18 protein-coding genes are annotated in these 21,862 nt (G+C 39.5%); 10 read left to right on the top strand and 8 right to left on the bottom strand.

Annotated elements, in window-relative coordinates; genetic code table 11:
* Nucleotides 1–188: 188 nt before the first annotated feature.
* The 3 genes from dacB to BV375_RS19775 all read right to left on the bottom strand — a co-directional run bounded on the left by dacB (nucleotide 189) and on the right by BV375_RS19775 (nucleotide 3,215).
* On the bottom strand, nucleotides 189–1,658 hold the full coding sequence (dacB, locus tag BV375_RS19765; protein ID WP_086763435.1) for a D-alanyl-D-alanine carboxypeptidase/D-alanyl-D-alanine-endopeptidase: 1,470 nt from the start codon (nucleotides 1,656–1,658) through the stop codon (nucleotides 189–191).
* Nucleotides 1,659–1,932: 274 nt separating this feature from the next.
* Entirely contained in the window at nucleotides 1,933–2,331 is a 399-nt protein-coding gene (locus BV375_RS19770) for a TIGR02588 family protein (RefSeq protein WP_086763438.1), read from the bottom strand.
* On the bottom strand, nucleotides 2,328–3,215 hold the full coding sequence (locus BV375_RS19775) for a TIGR02587 family membrane protein (protein WP_208099152.1): 888 nt from the start codon (nucleotides 3,213–3,215) through the stop codon (nucleotides 2,328–2,330). The genes BV375_RS19770 and BV375_RS19775 overlap by 4 nt, the downstream gene beginning before the upstream one ends.
* Nucleotides 3,216–3,478: 263 nt before the next feature.
* On the opposite strand from BV375_RS19775, the gene BV375_RS19780 reads away from it, so the two are divergent.
* Complete coding sequence (locus BV375_RS19780) at nucleotides 3,479–3,661, top strand: CsbD family protein (protein ID WP_086763442.1); 183 nt, start codon at nucleotides 3,479–3,481, stop codon at nucleotides 3,659–3,661.
* Between the two features lie 135 nt (nucleotides 3,662–3,796).
* Here the strand turns inward: BV375_RS19780 and BV375_RS19785 are convergent, their stop codons facing one another.
* Complete coding sequence (locus tag BV375_RS19785) at nucleotides 3,797–4,069, bottom strand: GlsB/YeaQ/YmgE family stress response membrane protein (RefSeq protein ID WP_086763444.1); 273 nt, start codon at nucleotides 4,067–4,069, stop codon at nucleotides 3,797–3,799.
* A gap of 311 nt (nucleotides 4,070–4,380) precedes the next feature.
* Between BV375_RS19785 and BV375_RS19790 the strand changes: the two genes are divergently transcribed.
* The 8 genes from BV375_RS19790 (at nucleotide 4,381) to BV375_RS38230 (ending at nucleotide 16,820) form a co-directional block, all read left to right on the top strand.
* Nucleotides 4,381–5,109 carry a phytanoyl-CoA dioxygenase family protein gene (locus tag BV375_RS19790; protein ID WP_086763446.1) on the top strand — a complete coding sequence of 243 codons (729 nt, stop codon included), beginning with the start codon at nucleotides 4,381–4,383 and terminating at the stop codon, nucleotides 5,107–5,109.
* A gap of 677 nt (nucleotides 5,110–5,786) precedes the next feature.
* Entirely contained in the window at nucleotides 5,787–7,052 is a 1,266-nt protein-coding gene (locus BV375_RS19795; protein WP_086763448.1) for a response regulator, read from the top strand.
* 61 nt (nucleotides 7,053–7,113) lie between these two features.
* Entirely contained in the window at nucleotides 7,114–7,629 is a 516-nt protein-coding gene (locus BV375_RS19800; protein ID WP_086763450.1) for a chemotaxis protein CheW, read from the top strand.
* Between the two features lie 177 nt (nucleotides 7,630–7,806).
* Nucleotides 7,807–11,343, top strand: a complete 3,537-nt coding sequence (locus BV375_RS19805) for a GAF domain-containing protein (protein ID WP_086763452.1) — start codon at nucleotides 7,807–7,809, stop codon at nucleotides 11,341–11,343.
* Nucleotides 11,344–11,666: 323 nt separating this feature from the next.
* On the top strand, nucleotides 11,667–14,657 hold the full coding sequence (locus tag BV375_RS19810) for a hybrid sensor histidine kinase/response regulator (protein ID WP_086763454.1): 2,991 nt from the start codon (nucleotides 11,667–11,669) through the stop codon (nucleotides 14,655–14,657).
* A gap of 49 nt (nucleotides 14,658–14,706) precedes the next feature.
* On the top strand, nucleotides 14,707–15,168 hold the full coding sequence (locus tag BV375_RS19815; protein WP_086763456.1) for a chemotaxis protein CheW: 462 nt from the start codon (nucleotides 14,707–14,709) through the stop codon (nucleotides 15,166–15,168).
* Between the two features lie 167 nt (nucleotides 15,169–15,335).
* The gene (locus tag BV375_RS19820) at nucleotides 15,336–15,890 is read left to right on the top strand and encodes a retropepsin-like aspartic protease (RefSeq protein WP_086763458.1); all 555 of its coding nucleotides are present in this window, start codon (nucleotides 15,336–15,338) and stop codon (nucleotides 15,888–15,890) included.
* A gap of 111 nt (nucleotides 15,891–16,001) precedes the next feature.
* Entirely contained in the window at nucleotides 16,002–16,820 is an 819-nt protein-coding gene (locus tag BV375_RS38230; RefSeq protein ID WP_086763460.1) for a GH25 family lysozyme, read from the top strand.
* Nucleotides 16,821–16,884: 64 nt separating this feature from the next.
* Here the strand turns inward: BV375_RS38230 and BV375_RS19830 are convergent, their stop codons facing one another.
* The 3 genes from BV375_RS19830 to BV375_RS19840 form a co-directional block, all read right to left on the bottom strand.
* Nucleotides 16,885–18,012, bottom strand: coding sequence for a Gfo/Idh/MocA family oxidoreductase (locus BV375_RS19830; protein ID WP_086763462.1), 1,128 nt, complete (start codon nucleotides 18,010–18,012; stop codon nucleotides 16,885–16,887).
* Between the two features lie 516 nt (nucleotides 18,013–18,528).
* The gene (locus BV375_RS19835; protein WP_243713988.1) at nucleotides 18,529–19,230 is read right to left on the bottom strand and encodes a trypsin-like peptidase domain-containing protein; all 702 of its coding nucleotides are present in this window, start codon (nucleotides 19,228–19,230) and stop codon (nucleotides 18,529–18,531) included.
* Nucleotides 19,231–19,503: 273 nt separating this feature from the next.
* A complete protein-coding gene (locus BV375_RS19840; protein ID WP_086763466.1) occupies nucleotides 19,504–20,778 on the bottom strand; it encodes a M28 family peptidase in 1,275 nt (424 codons plus the stop codon).
* A gap of 121 nt (nucleotides 20,779–20,899) precedes the next feature.
* On the opposite strand from BV375_RS19840, the gene BV375_RS19845 reads away from it, so the two are divergent.
* Nucleotides 20,900–21,151, top strand: a complete 252-nt coding sequence (locus BV375_RS19845) for a hypothetical protein (protein WP_086763468.1) — start codon at nucleotides 20,900–20,902, stop codon at nucleotides 21,149–21,151.
* Between the two features lie 104 nt (nucleotides 21,152–21,255).
* On the opposite strand, the gene BV375_RS19850 is transcribed toward BV375_RS19845, so the two are convergent.
* Nucleotides 21,256–21,747: a DUF6174 domain-containing protein gene (locus BV375_RS19850; protein ID WP_086763469.1), complete on the bottom strand. Its 492-nt coding sequence runs from the start codon at nucleotides 21,745–21,747 to the stop codon at nucleotides 21,256–21,258.
* Nucleotides 21,748–21,862 lie beyond the last annotated feature (115 nt).

Here is a 21,862-nt window from a genome sequence, read left to right on the forward strand (position 1 = left end):
TTTTATCGGTTGTTTGCAAAAATCAGAATTAGAGTAAAAGGAACCACAGGTAAACACCAATGCACACAGATAAATATCGGTGTTTATATGTCTTGAAAAGTTCTGAGCAGCAGAAGCCTCCGCTCAGAACTTTTGGCTGTGTTTATCTATGGTGTAATATCTAAAAAACCTGCCTCTTAGTCGATAAGTTAACAACGCTGCAACTGCGTTAATAAAACCACAACTTCATCAATTGCTTGTCGTAAATTGCTTGCTGGCTGTTCGCTTTGATTTACCATAATACTGAAAACTAACGGTTCATACTTAGGTCCGTTCACGTATCCAGCAAGGGAAACTGCACCACTCAATGTGCCTGTTTTTGCTTGCACAATCCCCTCAGCCGGAGTGTTGCGAAAGCGATTTTTCAAAGTACCGCTTTTCCCTGCAACAGGTAAAGATGCTCGATAAATAGCTGCGGCTGGTGTTTTCGCCATTAAGCGCAAAGTTTGTACTAAACCTTCTGGAGATACTAAGTTACGACGTGATAATCCAGAACCATCTACTAAAATATAAGTTGCTGGATCAACTCCTAATTGAGTTAAACTCGCCTTCATAACTTCTAACCCAATATCAGCAGTATTTTTATTTTGCACTCTCGGTTGTTTAATAGCTAATGCTCTCAGTAGTGCCTCGGCATAGAGATTATTACTATTTTGAAGAGTTTCCATTAACAATTCAGATAAAGGAGGCGAATCTATAGCTGCTATTTCTTGTTGATTATTACCACCATTTAATACTAATGTTTGTCCTAAAGTAATTTTCTCGGTTGTTAAAGCAGTACGGAAGCGGCGCAAAAAGTAATAGTTAGGGTCAACTACAGGTAAGGTTACTAAATAGGGTTCAGAATTCTCTACTAGTTGCCCTTGAATTCGCAAAACTGTTCCTGTTAAATCACGGGTAATATTAATGTAGCTTGGTTGATTTTTACTAACTGTTCTAGATTGATTAATTATCCGCCACTGTCCCACCTCGTTGGCATCATTCCAGGCAATTTGTAAAGGTTTACTTACAGCTTGTGGCACAAGCTTGAAGCTAAAAACATTTTGATTCAAAATAAAACTGCCAACGGGTGCGCCATAATCTGACTGCACATCTTCCCATTGCCAGGTAGAGTTAACTATATCTCCTTGAATATAACTATCATCAACAATTAATTGTTTAATTTGACTAATCCCTTTCTGTTGCAATCGCTGTGCTAATTTTTGCAACTGAGTATCACTTAAGCTCGGATCTCCTCTACCAACAACACGTAAAACTTCATTAGGATTCTGATAAATAGAGGTGCGAATGCGAAAATTTGCTCCTAACTGCTGCAATGCAGCAGCTGTGGTTAGCAGTTTTGCATTAGAAGCTGGAGTAAAGTATTTGTTAGCATCTCGACTGTAAAGAGTTTGCCCAGATGATACAGGTTGCACTAATATTCCCCAGCGCACTCGACTGAATAGGGGACGATTAATGACAGCATCTATAGATGCTCCCAATTGTGCGGGGCAAATTGCTTTTGCGGTAGTGGCTGGTGCTACTGCTGTTGGTAGTTGTGCTTTAGCTGTTTGCTGGGTAAGACTAATATGGCTACCGAGAAATAATAGCATCAAACCAACAGTAAATTTTTGAGTCATCATATAGTGCTAAAAACTACTCGATGATAATAACTTGCGGTTGTGCTTTTTGTGTTTTCAATATCCCATCAGAGTAGAGTTACATAAACCAAGCCCCAGTATGATTACATATCGTTGCGCTCTTGCAAAAATCCTAGCTTATTATTTAGAAATATAAATATTTATCTATGTAATCTGCACGAAGTGGCTACGCGTTTACATCTGTGTTGTGAATTTTATCAAATTAATTTTTGCAAGACATTGAATCAAAATCTATTTTTAACTAAGCTCTAATCTAGGGCAATTTATAACTAGCAACTCGTATAGTCAACTGACCTTGGTTGGGATTATGGCTAAACACAAATGCGCCTTCTTCCTTTTCACCACCAGATAAAAAGTCAATCTGTTGTTCCCCTGTTTCCGTCATGTCGTCAATTTGTAACTCAGCCATTATTTGAACTGACTCAGCTGTATCTCCACCAGTATTAACGACTTCAAATGGAACATAAAATTGTCCATCGATTTCGCGAATTGTTTGTTTCTTAGTAACAGATACGATGGGAGGTTGATTTTTGTCGTTTAGCCAAGTGTATCCTACTAAGCCAACAATCACTACTAGGATAAAAGAAGCAGCAGTGAATGTCACCCATTCAGCAAGCGATCGCTCTTGATGTTGATTTTCTGTATTGTTCATATTGCTAACCTACCAGCTGCACCGCCAATAGTTGCAGGTAATCCCAGCATCAAGGTGTGATCCAACCACATAGTCCAAGGATCGCTAAGAGTCAACTTTTGAAAGAACCACAGCATCATCGCGGCTGCTAGCAGTGATACCAAGTAGGACATAATGGTTTCGCTTGATGGTCGTTGAAAAATTCCTTTTTGCTGTCTGCGCTTTTGCTGGTCTGAAAAGCCTGCTTGAAATACTATCCCATAGGAAATTACTAAAGATGTAGCAATAATTCCTAATTGCCAAGGAGGCGAAACCGTAGCTGCTAGCATGGAAACTTCATCTGTGGGCGCAATGTTAAAAGCAATTACAGTCGCACCAATAACCGTTGCACCCAAATCCGCGAAGGTTGCTTGTAAATCATTGCATTGTTTCTTAGTTATACTGTTTCCTTGAGGAGCAGTTTGCCCTTGTGCGTTGGTGCTGTCAGCATCTCCCAGAAATTGATTGGCTAATGCTACACCGAGTGCAAAAGGTACACTTTCAAAGATAATTTTGCCCAAGGCTTCTTTGAGGGGGGAGTCAAGTTTTAGTTCTTGTAATAAGAACAGTACAAAGGTAGAGCAAGCTAGCCCAATCGCTATTGCTTCTACAGTATCTATTGCAGCTTCATAAGGCCGCTTCTGATGTCTGCTTTTGCGAAAGCCTTCCGTCTGATTGAGTAAGAACACCCCAATAAACATCAAGGCGATCGCCAACATCATCAGTTGTGGTTTTGCCAGTGACCCAATCCACCATACCTCCATTGTGTACAGCAACGGAATCCCAAACAGAAACCCTCCACATGCACCTCGGATAATGTCGTTAATTTCACTTTTCCATATATTTTTTTGAAGTTTTTTTTGCACTTCTATACTGTCCTTATACTTAAAATTAATTGTTACTGATAATTTAAAATAACTAATTTTCTTCTAATTTAGAATTGAGATTATATTTTATTAAAACTTATTAATATGAAATTATAATATTCTGTATAATATCAATCAGATTTTAGCATCTATCTTAAGTAGATAAATAAGATATCTCATGATAGATCCTAAATATTAAAGTATGTAGTATACTTTTGCTGTGAGGCAATAATTATACCAATTAAGATTGAAACTAAAAAACTATGAGTATTGAAAAAAGAGTAGAAGCTACAGCAAAAAATATTGAAGGTAAGGTTCAAGAAGTTATAGGTGAAATAACTGGTAATCCGGGAGATAAGGCTGAAGGTAAAGCCAAGCAAGCTGAAGCCCAAATTATCCACACTACCGAAAATATTAAAGATGAACTCAAAAAAGCTTTAGATTAGTTCTCCAGGTCAAATATTTGGGTTTGATTTCTCAAATTTAGAACTCCACCTCTATCAAGAAGTGGAGTTCTTTTAGTTTTATTACCAGAATAAAAGGTTAGCTTTGTGTCTAACCATGAATCTGATTATATTCAACTAATAACTGCTACGACCAGTCACTAATCCCCACAAGAAAATAGCAATTATGGCACCTATTACAGCAATAATTAAACTAGGAATACTGAGAGTTCCAGCAGCAAAGGTTGCTCCGCCTTTACCTAAAAGAGAAACTAAGCTTCCCCCAATTAAAGCACCAATGATACCTAAAACCATTGTTGCAATAATTCCGCCACCCTGACGACCAGGGTAAATAGCTTTAGCTATAGCTCCAGCAATAATACCTAAAACTATCCAAGCAAGAAGATTCATAATATTCTGTTAAAAACTTAACAACTAGTTTATTTATTTCCAGCTATATTGCCTTCTACCGCAGGAGATAAGTATAAAATGTTAAGAAAAATTATTGCTAGTTCGTTTTAAAAACAAATATTAACAATTAGGCAATGTTTAACGATAACGCAATTTGCTTCTAACAACTACCTAAGTATAAATTCTCTGGAGGAAGATTAGAGATGTAAAAGATATAAACTCTACCAAGGGATGTATAAATTCGGTCTCTGCTTTGAAGTTTAATCAATAAAATGTTTTAATGTGTAACTTCTCAGCCAATAACAATTTCCATGACTGACTTGGAACGCTATCTATTTGACTTACAAGGATTCTTGATTATTGAGAATGCGCTCAACAGTGACCAGATTGCAGCCCTTCAAGCACTATTGAATCGGCAAATTGCACGCCAAGATAACCCAAAAGCGCCATTCTTGCGCTTCGATGGTTTGTTACCTTGGGGTCAACCTTTTCGGGAACTGATTGATAATCCAGCGATCACTCCCTATCTATCTGAGTTACTAGGAAAGCAGTTTCGCTTAGATCACGACTATGTTCACATCATTCGTCAAGGTCTTGGCCCCATTGGTTGTCACTTACATGGGGGTGGAACACCCTACGATCCCTGCCAGTATTATCTTTTCAACAATGGTAGAATCTACAACGGATTGACTGCTGTTGCTTACGAGCTAAATGATGTGCATCCTGGCGATGGTGGATTTGCTTGCATTCCTGGGAGTCATAAAAGTAATCTACCTTTACCACAGGAATGGCGAAATCTGCAATTTCCTAATGCTTGCGTACAAGCTGTAACTCTTAAGGCGGGTAGTGCCATCATTTTTACTGAGGCTTTAACTCACGGTACTCTTCCTTGGCTGGGAACAAATGAGCGCCGTACGCTCTTTTATAAGTATTCTCCCCATCCCTCGGCTTGGTCAAGAAACTCATATAATGCTGATAATTATCCTGATTTGACTGCATCTCAGCAACAAATTTTAAGCAAGCCAGGTGTCTATCCTTAAATTAGTAAAAATGTAGTTAGTTTGCCTAAAACTGAAATTTAGACTAATAGCGATCGCACAATCATCTGACTGCTGCTTGTTTCCGGTAGATTACACAAAGGTTCTGAGAAAACGAAGACCTTTTAATATATTTTTTTGAAGGCTTTACCTATATGGGTAAAGCTTTTTTGTGGGGTTTTTGGTCTGCACGATCTCTAATTGAATGTCTAATACTTGCTAGCGATCGCATAACTGAGTAACGCCAAAATAATGACTATTTAACAAGATTTTTTTGCGTATACTGACTTATTTGCTACTAAATATTTTTGTTAGATTTTTTAGCTTATCTAAATAAATTTACTGAAAACATTTGCTTTTTAATTCAAGTAGCGTTTATTTAAAAATACAAACAGAATTTATACTGATGTTTACACAAATAATTATAAAAATTTTCTGTAATTATCCTGTAGTAGACCTTATATTATTTAGCTAATATGTAACTTGATATAACAATTTTTATATAGCATTAATTGGTCTAATTTTAGATAGTTTTTATTAGAATAGTAGCTATAAAATAGCAAATGTTCGGTTATGTTAACAGTAAATATTCTATTAAGGCTCTGCTTTATTCATACTTGTTAATAAAGATTATTACTTAATAGATTTATTATCCGAGCTATAGAAAACAGAATTTATACATGGTAGAAACACAAGAAACGCAAATTTTAATAGTTGATGATAGTCCTACCAATGCAACTGCTTTATTAGGAATTTTACAACAAGCTGGTTTTAGCGTTGTGGTTACTAATAATGGTGAATGTGCATTAAAGAAAGTCAAGGAAAACCCACCAAATTTGATTTTATTAGATGTAATGCTACCAGAGATGGATGGATTTGAAATATGTCTTCGTCTCAAAAAAATAAAAGAAGCTCAAGATATTCCAGTAATTTTCATGACTGCATTATCGAGGATAGAAGATAAAGTGAAAGGTTTGAGCATGGGTGCCGTAGATTATGTAACTAAACCCTTACAAAAAGAAGAAGTGATAGCGCGAGTTAATGTCCATTTAAAATTGAGTAATTTAAATAAGCAGTTAGAAGCACAAAGTCAAGAATTAAAAGTAACTTTAAAGCAACTCCAAGAATCTCAAATTCAGCTGATTCAAAATGAAAAAATGTCTACACTTGGCCAATTAGTTGCAGGAGTTGCTCACGAAATTAATAATCCGGTTGGAGCGATTAGCGCTAATTCTATTTATGCAACAAGTTATGTTAAAGACTTAGTTGAACATTTGCGTCTTTATCAACAAAAAGTTACTGATGAAGAGATCAGAACCCATGCAGAAGAGATAGAGTTGGAATTTTTGATTGAAGATTTGTCTAATATACTGACTACAATGCAAACAAGTGCCATCCGCATTAAAGATATTAGCGAATCATTTAGAATTTTCTCACGTAATGATACCGAAGATAAAGTTAACTTTGATATTCATGAAGGTTTGGAAAGCACATTATTAATTATCAAACATAGACTTAAAAAAACTGACAAGCATCCAGAAATTGAAGTCATAAAAGATTATGCAACCCTACCAATGATTAATTGTTTGCCTGGACCTTTAAATCAAGTATTTATGAATTTGTTAATAAATGCAGTAGATGCTTTAAGAGATTGTCATCACCATCATTTACTAAGTCAGAATAAACCTCTAATTCATATAAAAACTACCTTAAATTATGAAAAAACACATGCCCTAATTTATATTAGTGATAATGGAATGGGAATTCCCGAAGAAATCAAAGAAAAGATTTTTGGGTATGCTTTTACAACAAAACCTGTTGGTAAAGGAACTGGTTTGGGATTAGCTATCGCCCGCCAAATAATTATTGAAAAGCATGGTGGATCTTTAGAAGTTAATTCTTTACCAGGTAAAGGGGCAGAATTCATAATAAATCTTCCATTGTAAGAATTTTTAGATTTTGTATTAACCTGTGGCTAGCCGCTAAATAATAACACTACTAACCAAAATGTTACCTTCACTTGATTCAGTTTTAAAAACAACTAACTTGGCCCATTCGCTACTTGATGTACCTATAGAAGACAATCGAAAACGCTTACTAAGTTTTCCTATTGGAAGTTTTGGAAATAGTTTGATTTCGCTCGAACAAATTACAGAAATTATGCGGATATCCTTAGATGAAGTTTTAATTGTTCCAGAAACTCCTAGTAGTGTTTTGGGTTCTTATAATTGGCGGGGAGAAATGTTATGGTTAATCGATTTGGAGCATATGATTGGTGGTACCCCCCTTTTTGAGCAAGTGCCACAATTGCGGCAACCGATAGCTATTGTTATTCAAGTCGATCACTATTGTTTTGGTATGGTAGTAAAATCTGTGAATGAAATTGAACTCCATGATATTAGGCAAATTTTACCTGCAAAGCTCGGTTCGTTTCCAGCACAGTTACTTCCTTTTATCACAGGATATTTACCGAAAGGTTCAACCGTTTTCAATCCAAAAGCAGTTGTTCAATTTTTTCTATGATTTTGAAATTATTAACTCGTAATTGCTGATCATAGGCTATTTAGCTATGAGAAAACTGCTAACTGATTCTTGATTTTTAATACTGTTAATAAATCAGCGAATATAAAGTTATTCTTCGTGATGATTACTTAATTATTCCTGAGCAATTGAATAAAAAACTTTGTTAGAGGACTTTTTATGAATAATGAATTAGATTTGACTCAAAATATTAATGGCAAATCTCAAAATAGAACCCAGAGAGCTTCAAATTCTACAAATCCAAACAGAAAGCAAACAGATCCTAAGAGCCTCGATCTGACTGTTGAAATTACTCAGCCAAAACAGTCTCAAATAAAAGAAATTACCTCAGAAGATATGCTCGCTGTTCTCAACCAGCAAGCTACAGCAATTGCTCAACAAATACAACAAGCATCTTCAGTTACAGAACTTTATCAAATAGTAGTCAAGGCTATCCGTGAAGCTTTAGTAGCTGAACGTGTATTAATTTATCAATTTAATGGAGAAGCATCTGGTGTTGTTATTGCAGAGTCAGTGGCGCGAGGATTTACGCCTGCAATGCGCGATGAAATGCCGATTGTAGCCTTTGGTTTTGAGCAAGTTACAGACTATGATAAATATTCTACAATTCGCTACGATGATTTAGAAACTGGGCCTCTAACTCCAGATCAACGGAAAATCTGGCAACAGTTCCAAATTCAAGCCAGTTTAAATATATCCTTATATCTTAATGGTAATATTTGGGGATTATTAGCGGTTCAACAATGCTCTGATTCGCGAATTTGGCAAGAGCAAGAAATTACTCTTCTCAATCAAGTTGTGCGCGATTTCTTGTTATGTTTTCAACCTTTGCAATTTCAAAGATTGCTGCAAGAACGCTCAGAGCAAGAGCAATTAGTGGCTCGGATTACGCAAAAAATCGGACAGTCGCCAAATTTTGAAAATCTTTTCCGCTTTGCTACAGTGGAAATTCGTCGCCTTTTAAAGTGCGATCGCGTGGGTATTTACTGCTTTCATGAAGATTGGAGTGGTGAATTTATTGCTGAGTCTGTTGGTGCTGGTTGGATATCAGTGGTAGACCAACAGGCGCATAACACTAGCTTACGCGCAAACCTAATTGAATACGATCGCTGTACTATTAGCAAGCTTACTGCTTCCTCCGCAGATGTAGATACCTATCTACGAGATACCAAGGGTGGTCAATATGCGCGGGGAGAGCGATTTAAATGTGTCAACGACATCTACGAGATGGCCTATTCCTCTTGCTACCTGGAAGTTTTGGAGAAATACCAATGTCGTGCCTACATGATTGTACCCTTGTTTGTCGATAGCAAATTGTGGGGATTGTTGGCAGCATATCAAAACTCTGGCCCCCGCATTTGGCACGATTCTGAAATTAACTTCATGCTCCAGTTAAGTTCACCTCTAGCTGTGACGATACAGCAGATGGAGACACAGTTCAAAATTGAGGCATCCTCCAAACAAATTGAGCGTTCCGCAGCTCGCGAACAAGCGCTGGCTCGAATTACCACCCGTCTGTCACGCACAATGGACTTGGAAGCGATTTTTCGCTCATCGGTGCAGGTGCGGGAGAATTTGGCAAATGAACGCATCGATACGATTTTTAAAATTGCTACCCAAGAAACCCGCCAAATGCTCACTTGTAACCGTGTAGCGCTGTATCAATTTAATCCAGATTGGACGGGACATTTTATTGCCGAATCTGCTGCTAGTGGCTGGAATCGTTTATTAGACATTATTCCTATTATTGAAGATTCACATTTACAAGAAACCCAAGGTGGCCGCTATAAAGACAACGGTTCTATTACTGTCAATGATATCTACACTAGCGGCCACGCACCTTGTCACATCGAACTCTTAGAGCAGATGGAAGCTAGGGCATACATGATTGTGCCAGTGTTTACGGGTGATCAATTATGGGGCTTGTTGGGGGCCTATCAAAACGACAAGCCCAGAGTTTGGGAGAAAGGAGAATTAAGCTCACTCATCCAAGTTGGAATTCAAGTGGGGATGGCTCTCAAACAAGTAAAATACTTGGAAGACGTACGGCAACAATCAGAACAGCTTTCCAAATTGGCAGAACGAGAAACTAATTTTGTGCAGTTTATCTTCAAAATTGGACAACGAATTGTTGAACGTCTGCAACAAAAAAACTTTAACCCTGACTCACTTTTCCGTTCAATCACTCAAGAACTACGCCAATTATTGAATGTAGACCGCGTTGCCATTTATCGCTTTAGTCCCGATTGGAGTGGTGAATTTATCATTGAAGATGTTGGTAGCGGCTACCTCAAACTTGCTGGTAGTGATATGGCGGTAATTGCTGACCCCGTTTTACAAGAAAGTTCTGGTGGTCGCTATCGCAAAAATGAACCGAGTGCCATTAATAATATCAATCACTCATCTGACCTGACCTTCAGCCGCGAAATTTTAGAACAATGGGGAGCCAAAGCCTACATTGCTGCACCTTTATTTAAAGGTGAACAGCAACTTTGGGGCTTATTGTTGACTTATCAAAATACAGCGCCTCGCCATTGGGAAGAAGGCGAAGTCAATCTATTGATTCAAGTTGCAACGCAGTTGGGCATTGTGTTGCAACAGTCCGAGTATTTGGAACAACTCGAAATCCAGTCGCAACAACTCAGCGAAGCCGCGCAACGAGAAAAGCAAGCCAACGAAGCATTACAACAAGAAGTTGCTCAGCTGCTGTCTGCGGTACAACCAGCGCTGCAAGGCGATTTAACAGTCCGCGCCCCAGTTACGGGTGATGAAGTCGGGAAAATTGCTGACACTTACAACAACACCCTAGAAAACCTACGCCAGTTAGTTACCCAAGTACAGCAAGCCTCGCAAGCAGTTGCTAGTACCTCACAAAATAGCGAGTCCTCAATTGTGGAACTCGCCAACCAAGCACAGCAGCAGTTCCAAGCTCTTTCCCAAGCAGTCGAGCAAATTCAAGAAATGGTAGCTTCTACCGAAGCCGTTGCTACTAGTGCCAGACTGGTGGAAGAAGCAGTGCAGAAGACAAACCAGACTGTCAAAGCAGGTGAGAGTGCCATGAATAAAACCGTAGATGGCATTACTGGAATTAGAGAAACTGTGGCAGAAACCAGCAAACGGATCAAACGCCTCAGCGAATCTGGTCAAAAAGTCTCGCGCGTAGTCAGTCTGATTAGTAGTTTCACAACCCAAACCCAAATCTTGGCACTTAACGCGGCAATTGAAGCGACCAAAGCTGGAGAACACGGACGAGGATTTGCTGTAGTTGCAGATGAAGTACGTTCTTTAGCTGGACAATCTGCGGAAGCAACCGCCGAAATTGAAGAACTGGTGCAAGAAATTCAAGCTGGTACTACCGAAGTAGCGGCAGCAATGGATACAGGGATTCAGCAGGTTGTTGAAGGTACTAAGTTAGTCACAGAAGTTCGTCAGCAGTTGAATGCGATTGTTGAAGCGACGACTCAAATCAGCGAATTGGTAGAAAGAATTACCCATACTACCCAAGTCCAAAATCAGCAGTCCCAGTCAATTACCCAAACCATGACTGATGTCGCGGGAATTGCCAATAAAACTTCTGCTGATTCGATTAAGTTATCTGCTTCTTTTAAAGAACTGTTGACAATGGCGCAAGATTTGCAACTCAGCGCTAGCCAATTTAAGGTCACTCGTAGTTCTCAAGCAGAAGGTAACGACTAACCCAACTGCTACGGTGTACACACAAGTCTTAAAATGCTTACCTAGCCTTAGTAGGGTGCGTTATGAAAGCTAATACCAAATCAAATAATGTTTGCGATACATCAATAATATTCTAGAGGTCACGGCAGTGCCGTGCCCCTACAATCTGTCGCATTCTTTTTTCAAATTGGTATAACCCTAACGCACCGAGAATTTGGATAGTGCGGGGCTTGACGACAACACACCCTACTTTTTTGTTTCACGCGGCGCATTCGGTGGAGTCGTTCTCGTAGGGTAGGCGCAAAGAAGAATGCAAGATTAAAATTCAAAACTATCTCAACAAAATGCCCGACTCAAACTATCAAGCACAGCTTTTTCATCACTTTTCTTTAGAAGCTCCAGAACTTCTCAGTATGCTTGAGGAGGCATTACTGAGTTTACAACCAGAGGCTAATAATGTTGAGCAGGTTCGTATTTTGATGCGAGCAACTCATACGCTGAAAAGTATTGCAGCAACTTTGGGATTAGAGACTATTAAAAATATTACCCACTCCCTTGAAGATGTGTTTCGGGCGATTCAAATACCAGAAGTAATTATTGATAGAGAACTGCAAGGATTATTCTTTGAAAGTTATGAGTGTTTGCGTGACCCGTTGATGGCAGAGTTAACTGGTTCCTATGTGGATATAGATAACGTTATAGAGACTTTTGCTAACGTTTTATCGCGGTTGCAGGCAAAATTGGGAAATTTTTTAATTGAAGAGCAGGAGCAGGAAGTAGAGACAACGAACGAAATTAGCTTCGACAGTATTAAAATGCTGCTTGAGAGTAGCATAATCCCTGAAGTTGAGAAAAGTGCTAATGCGATCGCATCCACTAAACCCAAAGATACTGAAGCTATTCTCCGTCAGACAGCAGAACTGTTTCGCGGTTATGGACAGGCTATAGGGCTGACTGGTTGTTTAACTATTGCCCAGACAACAATAGCTGCTCTCGATTGTAATCCGCGAGCAGTCCGCAAAATTGCGCGATTGGCACTAGAAGATTTTCGCTCCTGTTGCATAGAAATTATTGAGTATAAAAATCCTCAAGCTGGATGTCCTAGTCCAGCTTTAGTGCAACTCTCTTCTTTAGGTAGCAGTGAAATACAAGAGGAGATTGTTGTAGGAGTTTCAATTGCAGATAGTGAACAAGATACTCAAACCACCAGCAAGATAGATAAAAAAATTACTGCTCTTCTTAAGGATTCAAGTCAAACCCCACCAATAACCCAGTCAGTGGAATCTGTACCCATGACGGAAGAAACTAATACTACTTCTACTGCACCTTTCCCTAAAATTGTGCGAGTCAATGTCGATCATCTCGAACAATTAAATTACTTGAATGCAGAACTACTCACAAATCAAAATCGGCAATTTTTGCAAGATGGCAGAATGCGAAATTCTCTCCGCAAACTTCTGAGTCGCTTGCGACAATTCCAACAAATGTTAGGTGATTTACAGGATTGGTCAAATCCCTTACTGATAGATTATGAGCTAGAAAATAATGATACTTTAAGTCTAGTACGATCTTTTTTCTCTAGCAAAAATTCTGAGAATTTTGATGTCTTGGAACTTGACTCTTATAGTAAATTTCAAGTATTTAGCCAAAGTTTAATTGAAGAAGCCGCAGCACTCGAACAAGAAATTGATACTCTTGAGCAAGTCAATCGCCAAACAACACAACTTTTAAAAAAACAACAAAAACTACTTACCAATTCTCGTGATGTTCTTTTAGAAGCACGAATGCTGCCTTTAGGTAATATTTTAAATCGTCTACATCCAGTTTTGGAACAATTACAAAAAAAACATAATAAACTTATTGAATTAAATATTAAAGGATCAGATGTACTAGTTGAGAAAGCAGTTGCTGAACGTCTTTATGAGCCACTGTTACATCTTGTTCGTAATGCCTTCGATCACGGAATTGAAGCTGCACAGATGAGAAATTTTCGTGGAAAATCGGCAAAAGGCCTAATTGAAATTCGCGCTTACTACCAAGGCAGCCAATTAATTATCGATGTTCATGATGATGGTGAAGGTCTAGATTTTGAAGGCATACGAAAACATGCAATTGAGCGCGGATTGATTACTATTGAAACAAGCCGTAATAAAACCGAATCTCAGCTAGCAGAATTGCTTTTTGAACCCGGTTTTTCTACGGCAAAACAAGTTAATGATATTTCAGGGCGTGGTGTTGGACTTGATGTGGTCAAAGTACAACTTCATGCAATTCAAGGTTCTGTCGATGTACATACTGAAGCTCAAAAGGGTACAACATTCTCTTTACAAATTCCTTTAAGTCTTAGTATTAATAAACTTTTAGTTTGTCAAGCTGGTACAAAAGTCTATGCTTTAGCCGCTGATACCATCGACCAAATTCTTTTACCCAAAACCGGACAAATTCAATATTCAGAACATGGTAGAGTTTTACGTTTAGCGAAAAATTCTATGAATAGTAAGCTCGATGAAGGCGAACTTATCCGCATTTATCGACTGGAAGAAATTCTAGATTACTCCAACCATCAAACTACACTACATCCTTCAGGAATTCAAACAAGAGAAAGCAATATAGTATTGCCATTACTAATTGTGCTTTGCCAAGAGCAATTACTAGCATTGGAAGTAGATAGAATTATATGGGAACAAGAATTAGTAATTCGTCCTTTTAGCAAGTTAGTACCAACTCCCGGATATGTTTACGGCGGGACAATTTTAGCTGATGGTAGGCTGACACTGGTAATTAACGGTGCTGCATTGTTAGATCATGTTCTTCATCAGGAAATACAGGGAATCGAATCTTGGAAACAAACATCGACAACTACACATTCTCGATTCTTAGCAGCAAATTCACAATCAAAACCAATATTGCCAGCCAAATTAGAAGATAAAAAGCTTACAGTGATGATTGTTGATGATTCGGTCACGCTGCGCCAAGCGTTAATTTATACTCTACAAAAAGCTGGGTATCACACTTTACAAGCTCGTGATGGTTATGAAGCAATATCCTATTCTCAAGCACATCCTGAAGTCGATTTAATTATCTGCGATATCGAAATGCCCCGAATGAATGGTTTTGAATTTCTCGCTCATTGTAGATCAGACAAATATTTATCTCAAATTCCAGTTTTTATTTTAAGTTCGCGCACTGCTATTAAACACCGTCAATTAGCACTTAAGCTAGGAGCTTCTGCTTACTTAACTAAACCTTACGCCGAACCACAGTTACTCTTAACAATATCGCAAGTGCTTAGTTCCAAAAAAGCAAATTTTGTTTTTTATAGTAAAACTCACTAGATATTGTTAAATATAAGCTAAGCATTAAGAATTGAAATTAAGTTGGATTATGAATAAATTTATAGCTCAAGAAAAGTATATTACATTTAAAGTTTATACATACATATTGTCATTACCAATTGATAGTATTTTTAAAGTTATTACTTGTCCTGTTCAGCTTAGCCAAACACTTCGAGCAGCAAAACTTGCTCAAATGGGTCAGCGTACACTGATGCTTGTTAATCTCCACTCTCACCTTAATCCTAACTATAGTGAGCAACAAGAAAACGATAATTCGGGACGTTTTCTGATCATTGCTCAAGGACGTGCTGGAGAATTATATGGGATTCAGGTAGATGCACCTCCTAACATGCTTTCAATAGATGAAACAAGTATTCAACCCGTACCACAATCGTTCCACAATATTGGCCTACCAACTTGGGTTAGTCGCATTGCTATTCTTAATCAGAAAGGTGAACCAACTACTATTTTGATGCTGGATATTAACCAAACCCTTCCTAATAGAGCTTAAGAGCCGATCGCAGCACTATATCCTAAGTAAATTAAATTCATGCGATCGCACTTATTACAGGTGTTTAACTGTAGTTAGATATTGCTGTTTTTGACAAGTAAATTTTGGGGCAAATTTGGGTAATCTAAAGAATAAAAGGTCTTAGCAAATGTGGAGCATAAAAGCACATGAAGAATGCTAAAAGGCGTTGGATGCTGACGATCAACCTAGCTGTCATGGCAGTAATGCCAACGCTGATATTTTTAGCATTCTTGCATCAAGCAATAGCTGACGATCCTGGAAGCTGTTTTATGGTAACTTCTTCTGGAAGAACTATCAGTTTAGGAAAGCTTTGCGGTGTAACACCCATAGACAGCAGAGTTTTTCGGGTTCCCATTAAACGTCGTGTTGGTAAAACTCCTGTCCTTGATGTCACCTTCAATCAGCAACAAACTTTTGAGATGATTTTAGATACTGGTGCTAGCAGCACCCTGATTACACTCAAAATGGCAAATGCTCTCAAACTTCAGCCTACAGGTAAGATAAACGCCCAAATTGCAGATGGTACTGAAGTTCAATTTTTTACTAGTCAAGTAAAATACATGACTGTAGGCTCAGCTGTAGCTAACAATATTGAGGTAGCGATCGCTCCTAAAGCTGCGATCGGTCTACTCGGTCACGATTTCTTTGACAACTACGATATCAAGATTTTAGAAAAAGAAGTAGAATTTCGTCACCGCTAAGTAGCATTGCTCTTTGTAAATATTTTATTCACTAGTTGAAACAATTTCCGTAAGCGTCTGCTATTTATTGGTAGATGAGTGCAGTCTGATTACATTCAAGGACAACTACCTATGGCAATCGAAGGTATTGACATCGCGGAATTTAGCGGAAATATCAATTGGGAAAAAGTCAGAAGTCAAGGCATTCGCTTTGCTTTTGCTAGAGTCAATGATGGCACCATTCATACGGATACTCTATTTTCTTCTTACTGGCCCGCTATGAAGAAAGCTGGTATAATCCGAGGGGCATATTTTTTCTTTCGTCCCACCCAGGACATTGACGCGCAGGTAAAAATTTTCGCCCAAAATCTAGAAATAGAACCAGGTGACCTTCCCCCGGTTGTAGATATTGAAACGGCTAACAGTTGGTATGATTTGAGTCTAACCCAAAGACTGGAGCGTGTGGCTGAGGTATTAAACGCTGTAGAACTGGCTACAGGCTACAAACCAATCATTTATACAGGCCCTAGTTTTTGGCGGGACACGATGGGAAACACCAAACGCTTTGCTGACTATGACTTGTGGATTGCACATTATGAAACCGATACTCCCAGTATTCCAGGTGGCTGGGAAATTCACAGTTTCCACCAGTACATAGGGGATCAAACTGGTTTTCCTGGTATACCAGGTGATGTAGACCGCAATAGATTTAATGGTACTTTGGATCGTCTCCAAGCAGAAACTGTTAAGGCAGTTGCGCTTGTGCAAGGACGTATCGGTCCTAAGGTGAAGAAGTTACAACAAAATCTCAAAAAACTCGGTTTTGATCCAGGAGTACCAGATGGAATTTTTGGACCAGGTACTAAAAAGGCTGTTACAGCCTATCAGCAAGCTAACAAACTCACTGTTACAGCCAGTGTTCCACCTGGAGACAAATTGCTGGTCGCTTGATATTTAGTTAGCGTTATTAAATTTTTACTAGAAAAGCATTTTTGTAACACAAATACTTATATTTTTAGTTGTCAATAAAACTTTCCAAGCTGGGTACATCCACCCAGCTTGCTGTTTTATGAGATTCATGGGATAAATCCATCAATAACTGAGAATAAACTCCTTCGCGCAGTGATGGAACTATTTGTTGCTGGTGATTAATTCCTTGCACCCATTGGTCTAGTACACGCATAAATGCAGAAATTCGTCCATCAGCATGATTTTGAGAAAACATCAGGTGTGCTGGGATTTCGATTTCAGTTAAGGCTTTACCTGGTTGAGAACCCCAAACACGAAAACCGTGGATGTAATCTTTTTGATTTTCACTACCTAAAACTAAAGTACCGCGATCGCCATATACTTCTACCCAGTGCGTTCTCGGTGCATGAACAACTGCACTGATTGTCAGTTGGCAAGGTGTACCATCTGCTAATTCCAAGGTCAGTATGCAGGTGTCATCTGTATTTACCAGCTTGCTTTCGCCGCTAGCAGGATCAATGCGTGTGGGAATAGCAGTACTCAAATGGGCACTTAATCTGCGCACTGGGCCAAATAGCCAGTAAATATAATCGAAGGCGTGGGAACCTAAAGACCCCAATGCACCACCTCCCTTGTCTTGCGAAGAATACCAGTTCCAAGAGCGGGAAGCATCTGCACGTGAAGAACCTAACCAATCAATTCTAATCAGACGCTTGTCGCCCACATAGCCTTCTGATAATAGTTGTGAAAACCTCTGCCATCCTGGCACAAAGCGAAATTCAAAATCTACAGTAGCAGTGATGCCTTTTTGTTGAGCTAATTGATAAAGTTCTTTAGCCTCGGCTGCGTTTAAGGCTGTCGGTTTTTCCAGTAACAAATGCTTTCCTGCTTGCAGCACTATTTTTGCCATTTCATAGTGCAAAAATGGTGGTGTAGCGATAGTGACTGCTTGCACTGTTGGCAACTTCACAATGTCTGCAATTGTATCGTAGGCATGGGGAATCTGCTGAGATTGAGCGATCGCTTTGGCTTTATTAATATCTCGATGATAAACAGCTACTACCTCAGTTTGAGGATGTGCTTGCAATCCGGGAATGTGGACTTTCTGACCAAAACCTGTACCAATAACCGCCACGCCAACTTTTTGTAGATTTGTCTGTAATGTCGAAACCATATATAAATTAAGGGAAAATACGCAAGGATAAAATGATAATAAACCAGCATTTACAAGACGCGATCGCTGGAACCCTAATAATTTGCTGAGTCTGCGCGAGAATCATCCCTTCATATCATGTTCGGTGAAATACTTATTATTAAGACCTAGGCGGAAAGAGCATTTTCCGGTTTTTGCACAGATGGGGGAATTATCACTAATTAGGCGGACATGATATCAGTTGTTTTTGCATTGACCACTGATAAGCTAATAATCATTAAAATTGCATCTTTGCGTCTCCCTTTCTCCGCGTCTTTCTGAGGCTAAGGATTCTGCAACTTAAAGGCGGGTTAGCTTATCATGTGACCGTCATTACGACCTTTGGGAAGCAATCCCAAAAATCATTGCGATTGCGTCGTTTCAATCGCAATGACAATATTAAGGGTGATTTGCTGGATATTATATGACTCTTGTGGTGGAGCTCGTTCTTCGCTAACACTAACGTCATTTATCAGCAAGCCAGAAATTAGAACAGTTTTAACCAGCCTGGGCAATCAATTGAGTAGCAATCTGCTGTGCTTGGTTGATCGGAATGGCAAATCCTAATCCTTGGGCACCTTGAATAATGGCAGTATTAATGCCGATGACCTGTCCGCTTTGATTTAACAGCGGTCCACCGGAGTTACCAGGGTTAATAGCTGCATCTGTCTGAATAAAACTCACTTCCCTGCTACGTGAGCCAATCGCTCGACTAGAACGCTGTGTACCACTGATAATCCCAACTGTTACGGTGTTGTCTAAACCGAGAGGATTACCAATTGCGATCGCCCATTCCCCAGGTTTTAACTGATCGGAATTACCCAGGCTGACTGTTGGTAAATTGTTGGCTTGAATTTGAATAACTGCCACATCTGTGGCGCTATCTGCCCCCAATACTTGACCTGTGAAGCGACGGCCGTCTTTCAATGTTACTGTGACTCTGTCTGCACCAGAAACTACGTGAGCGTTAGTCAAAATCACACCATTTGACTTAATGATAAACCCTGAACCAGTTCCCCGTGCAACGCGCGTACCAGATTGTGTATATCGACTAGGAGTTGTACGGGTGGAGTCAATGCGAACTACGGCTGAACCAGTTTTTGCTACCGCATCAGCAATAAAGTTATTATTTGTATTTACCGATGAAGTAGAAGGCAACTGCGCAGTGATTTGTTGAGATAGTACTGGATTTGTAGGCATCAAGTGCGCTCCAATAAGAGCTGACACAGCCCCTACAGACACTAAAGATACATTAACTAGAGATTTTTTCAAGGAAAAATTAGCAGACATTGCAGATTTCTAAGTTAAAGAATGGGTTTTAACACAATCAGCAAAAGACAAAAGAGTTCTGAGTGCTGAGTTCTGAGTATTAGTTACCGTCTTCAGTTGGAAAAAGAACTTTCGTCTTTGCTCAATCACAAAAATTTAACTGTACAATCCAACTCAGCACTCACTACTTTCAACTCAGCACTGTTATTTAGCTTGCACTAACTGCTTGACGATACCTACCCCTACTTGAGTGGCTTCATTCAGTAGTTTTGGATCTACCGTTTTATCGTTCTGGCTGTGATAATTCGGTTCCTGACCCCGGTAGAAAAATAGGATGGGCACGTCTTTATTAGCAAACGGTGCATGGTCGCTACCACCATAGCCATAGGAACCCAAGGTTTTTATATCTGAGTCAACAGCTTTGGCGATCGCGGTTAATGATGATGTACCACCAATCAAAAGCTCGTTGTTAACGCCAACCATGTCAAAATTCAGCATTCCTTTCAACCTTGAGAGGAACTCTGGTTTAGCAGCATCAACAAAAGCCCTTGAACCATGCAAACCGTCTTCCTCGCCATCAAAGGCGACGAACCAGGCTTGATGAGCCAGATTTGTGTTCGATAAGTTACGAGCAATCCCCAGTACAACTGCTGTTCCAGAAGCGTTATCGTTTGCCCCTGGGGAACCTGGCACAGAGTCGTAGTGTCCACCAAGTATCAGTTTTGGCGCTCCTACCCCTGGTAGATGAGCAATAACATTACGTCCGGTCACTGTCTGCCGTTGAGCATTAACATTGAGGCTGACATTAACTGGTGCGGTTTGCGCTTGTTGAAGCAAGGAATTACCGCGATCGCCCGAAAGTCCCAAGACTGGGATTTTCACTGACTTGCCTAATGCAGCACCGTTTAAATTGCCTGGTTCGTTGTTGACAATTACTAAACCAATTGCTCCCGCCGCCTCAGCATTGCTAGCTTTTTGGGAAAAGCGGATTTCACCACGCCGGACAATCGCGATCGCACTTTTGACATTCACTTTTGCAAAGTCGTCGGTTCGTCCAAAATTGGGAACTACTATCAGTGGTGCATTCAACTTTCCTGGAATTGTGCCATTGAGTGCCCTACCCTCAACAATCGCACCATTGATCGTGAGGTTTGAACCTAAATCTACAAACTTTTGATAATTAAAAGTCTGAATTTCGGCAACATAACCAGCTTGACGGTACTTATCGATTAAATAAGCGCTGGCCTTTTCCATAACTGGTGTACCAGCTACTCGCGGACCCAGATTTACCAAAGCTTGTACATCGGCATAAGTTGCATTAGTGCGATCGCTCTCTTGCGCCTCAGCTTTTGATAGAGATTCAACAATATTATTTAAACGAGTTGGTTGTAAAGCGCAAGCGGTCGGTAGTGAAGCTAGGACAGCCACTAGTACCGCATTGAACCAAGCATTTGTTTGCTTTCTCTTTAAGGGAGTCATTAACTCTGTATGAGATGAATCATCTACTGATTAGCTCCTGTTATCTTTATTGTGATAGGTAAGAATGACAAGAAAATGTCAACCACAGTCGTCATCAACTGCGTATACTCTTGGGTGACGCTTGCTTCCAGCAAGCATTGAAAATTTCATTCCCCGCGTTTATTTTCAAGCTAGAGCTAATCCCGACCTAGGATGTCCAACTGATTTAGGAGTGTTCCAAACAATAAATGATCCAAAACCTGTCATTGCGAATGAAGCAAAGCGGAATGTAGCAATCGCAGAGTTTGAGATTGCTTCGCTACACTCCGTTTCGCTCGCAATGACAATTGGGCATTTTTTTACTTGGAGTACTCTAGAAGCTTGTGAGTGGTAATCTTTGTGCGCCACTATTCCATATTATTTTCGCCCCGCTACACTACTGTAACGGGGCGAAAATAGCGAGCTAACTAACCCTATCTGGGTATGAGCTTCAATGAGTTATTTAATTTTTTGAAACTTCTCAATTGTGAGATAGATTTCTTCATCAGCTATCTGACTGTTGTAATCGATATTAATTTGGGTTGGGTAGCCAAGTTTAGGATCGTACTGCACAGTCAGGTTGGATGCTTTCTTGGCGATCGCGTCCTCAATTACATTGAACAGCTTGGGAATCGTATCGTATTGTTTGAATAGTTCTTGATTTACTGATTGACCTGCCGCATCAGTAATAGAAGTGTTTTTCCCTTTACGGACTTTCACAACTATTGGACCGCTAGCTTTGGGTGCGCAGAAGCAACTCCGGCTAAGTTGATAGCGATAGTTACGGATATTTTGCTTTTTCCATAACTGGCGATTAATAGTTAATTGGTTCAACTGTGACTTAGCGATCGCCGGAGATTGTGCCGCTGGACTGGGCGGTTGCGATATGACGGGTGCATTTAAACTAAGAGTTAGCAATAATCCCGTAGTAATAAAGATAGGTAAGCGCATATAACTCGATTGAAATTATAAGTTATGAGAATTTGACAAACTTCTCAAAGTTCCTGCTTTGCTTGCCAACACAAAATTTCAGTTTTTAGGTTAAATTTGCTACCCTATACCCTGT

Source organism: Nostoc sp. 106C (genome assembly GCF_002154725.1).
GTDB lineage: Bacteria > Cyanobacteriota > Cyanobacteriia > Cyanobacteriales > Nostocaceae > Aulosira.